Genomic DNA, 2983 nt, shown 5'->3' on the forward strand with positions numbered 1-2983 from the left:
TGGCGCGACGTGCAACTGCGCTTCGTCGACGATCCGCGCGGCGCCGCCGACGAGGCGCAGGCGCTGGTCGGCGAGGCCGTCGAGGCGCTGACGGCGGCGCTGACGGAGCGGCGGACGGACCTGGACGGCTGGCGGGGCGCCGACGCCGACGCGGGCGACAGCGAGACCGAGCGGATGAGGATGGCGGTGCGCGGCTACCGCGACTTCCTCGACCGCCTCCTCAACCTCTGACGGACGTGCCCCCGCTACGTGGCCTTGGCCACGTAGCGGGGGACGGCCGGCTCAGCCCCAGTACGCCGTCTCCCAGTCGTCGCTGGACCAGTAGCGGCCGGTCCAGGCGCCCGCCGACCAGTAGCGGCCGGACCAGTAGCGACCCGTCCACGCGGGGTCGGTCCAGTTCGCCGGGCCGGCCCAGCTCGCACCGGGCCAGGTGCCCGCCGCCCAGGTCTTGGACGCCCACGACGAGCCCGTCCAGCCGTCGCCGGCCATCCGGTAGCCCATCCAGACGCCGCCCGCCCAGGTGGTCTGGGTCTTCGCCTTGGCGGCCCACGTCGACGAACTCCACGGGCCGAAGATCGACTTTTCCCCGACCAGTTCCACACCGTTGCTGACGGCGCGGCTGATGCCGCGAGCGTCGTGGACCGGGCCGTCGCCGGCGCCGTAGGACCGGGTCGGCAGGTACGGGTTGGGCGTCGAGTTGATCTTAGCGATGGCCGCGTTGACGTTCAGCGAGCCGGCACCCTCCAGCCCGTTCGGCAGCCAGGTCCGACTCTCCTCGATGTACCGCCTGACAAGATCCGGGGTCAGCGACGGCTTGTACTGCAGCAGCAGCGCCACCGCGGCCGAGACGACGGCGGCCGACTGGCTGGTGCCGCTGCCCTTGAACAGCGTGGTGCCCACCCGGGCACCGGGGTAGCTGTTGTCGATGTTGGATCCCTCGACCCGCAGCGAGGCGATCGACTCGCCGGGGACCACCACGTCCAGCGGGCGCTGGTGGTGGATGTTCGTGAATGTGCTCACCGTGTCGTCGGACACGGGGATGGTGCCCTTCGTCGAGGTCGAGCCCACCGCCATCACCACCAGGTCGTTGGCAGGGTTGTTCAGCCTCCCGGTGGCGTTGCCCTGGTTGCCGGCGGCGGCGACCACGACGATGCCGGCCTTCCACGCCTGCTCGACCGCGAACTGCAGGGGGTCCGACCAGGCCGGCGGGTTGCCGCCGGAGCCGTACGAGAGGTTCAGCACCCGGATCGGGTTGGCCGGGTCGTGGTTGCGGTTCTTCACCACCCAGTCGATCGCCGCGATCACCTGGGTGACGTCGGCGGCGCCGTTGGCGGTGCCGGCCTTGATCGATGTCACCTTCGCGCCCGGCGCGATGCCCTTGGCGCCGGTGGCCGTGTCGTTGGCGACCATGATGCCGGCCAGGTGCGTGCCGTGGCCGTACGAATCGTGGTAGCGCAGGTTGGCCGACTGCGACTCGAACGACAGGTCCGGCCCGTTGACGATGTTCGCCGCGGGTAGGCCGGGCACGGAGGCGACGCCGGTGTCGATCAGCGCGATGCCCACGCCGCTGCCGGTCAGCGTCGCCGCGGCGCCGGTGTCCGCCGCGATGATCTTGCGGACGTCGGCGAGGGAGGTGCCGGCGGCCGTGCTGGTGGTCGACAGCCACAGCCCGGACCAGCCGCCGCCGGGGAGCGACGAGGCCGGCGGTGGAGCAGTCGCGCCCACGATCGCCAGGGGGACTGCGGCAGCGAGTCCGGCCGCCATGAGGCGGTGCCGGCCGCTGCCGAGGCTACGGATTGCGAGCATTTACGACGCTCCTTCGGGCGTATTCGGTTGCGACCGCCGTGGCGGCGCCTCTTGCGTTCGGGCTGGTTACGGCCCGATTTGCTGCTACGCCAACTGTGCGGGAACCGCAGCCGAAGCGCAGCAGCCGGCTACCGACCCGCAACTCGCCGCAACCGAGTGTGACCACCTGGCCGACGGAGCCGATTACGGATCAGGGATCGGTCCATCACGCATCGTGAAGAGCGCGTGGGAACGCTCCCGCGTACTCACCGGTACTAAACATGTGATCAGCCACAAACACAGCGTGAAACTTTCACTCGATCGACGTGGATGTCTGCACGTTCGGCTGATGACAGGGCGGACTGGTGGCTACCCCCGTTGCGCCGGGAAGCTGATGCCAGCGCAGCGATGGGAGCGAGACCAGAGCGACCGTCCGCCGCGACGAACGAGGGGAGGCGACCGGCGTGGACCAGGGGTATGACGCGTTCTGCATGGTGGATCCGCTGTTCTACGACACGGTGCACGCCGACTCCACCGGCGCCACCTTCGCCACCGCCGACCGCACCCTGCCCGAGGGCTGGACGCGCCGGCCGCAGGACGACTGGCTGGTCTTCGACCCGGGCGCCGCCGGCCCCGCCCTGCCGCTCCAGGGCTGGAAGATCCACGTCTCCGCCTGTCTGGACAACGCCGACCGGGTGCTGGACGCCGTCTGGGACTACTGCGTGGAGCGCGGCATCGAGTTCAAGTTCCTCAGGTCGCCTTCGGCCCTGCTGGCCCGCGTGTCCAAGTACGCGCCCCGCGGCTTCAGCGGCAAGCTCGTCACCATCTACCCGGCCGACGACGCCGCGCTGGAGACGATCCTCACCGAACTCGGCGAGCGGCTCGACGGCGAGCCGGGCCCGTACATCCTCACCGACCTCCGCTGGGGCCGGAGCCCGCTGTTCGTCCGGTACGGGGCGTTCGTCCGCCGGCACTGCGTCGCCGCCAACGGCCGGGTCGTCCCGGCGATCGCCGACGGCACCGGCAAGCTGGTCCCCGACCGCCGCGACCCGGCGTTCACCGTGCCGCCGTGGGTGACCCTGCCCGACTTCCTGGCGCCGCACCTGGCCGCCCGCAACGCCGTGACGGTCGCGGACCTGCCGTACGAGATCGACGAGGTGCTGCACTTCTCCAACGGCGGCGGCGTCTACGCCGGCCG

At 71.2% G+C, this 2983-nt stretch carries 1 protein-coding gene and 2 pseudogenes; 2 read left to right on the forward strand and 1 reads right to left on the reverse strand.

Annotated elements, in window-relative coordinates:
- Window positions 1-231 (forward strand): annotated as a pseudogene (locus VFO68_RS18615) (hypothetical protein); the annotation flags it as partial.
- A 51-nt stretch (window positions 232-282) separates the two neighbouring features.
- On the opposite strand, the gene VFO68_RS18620 reads toward VFO68_RS18615, so the two are convergent.
- On the reverse strand, window positions 283-1806 hold the full coding sequence (locus VFO68_RS18620) for a S8 family serine peptidase (RefSeq protein WP_325159586.1): 1524 nt from the start codon (window positions 1804-1806) through the stop codon (window positions 283-285).
- Between the two features lie 443 nt (window positions 1807-2249).
- Between VFO68_RS18620 and VFO68_RS18625 the strand changes: the two are divergent.
- A pseudogene (locus VFO68_RS18625) lies at window positions 2250-2983 on the forward strand (serine/threonine protein kinase); the annotation flags it as partial.

The sequence above is a fragment of the Actinophytocola sp. genome, from assembly GCF_035712165.1.
GTDB lineage: Bacteria > Actinomycetota > Actinomycetes > Mycobacteriales > Pseudonocardiaceae > DASYTH01.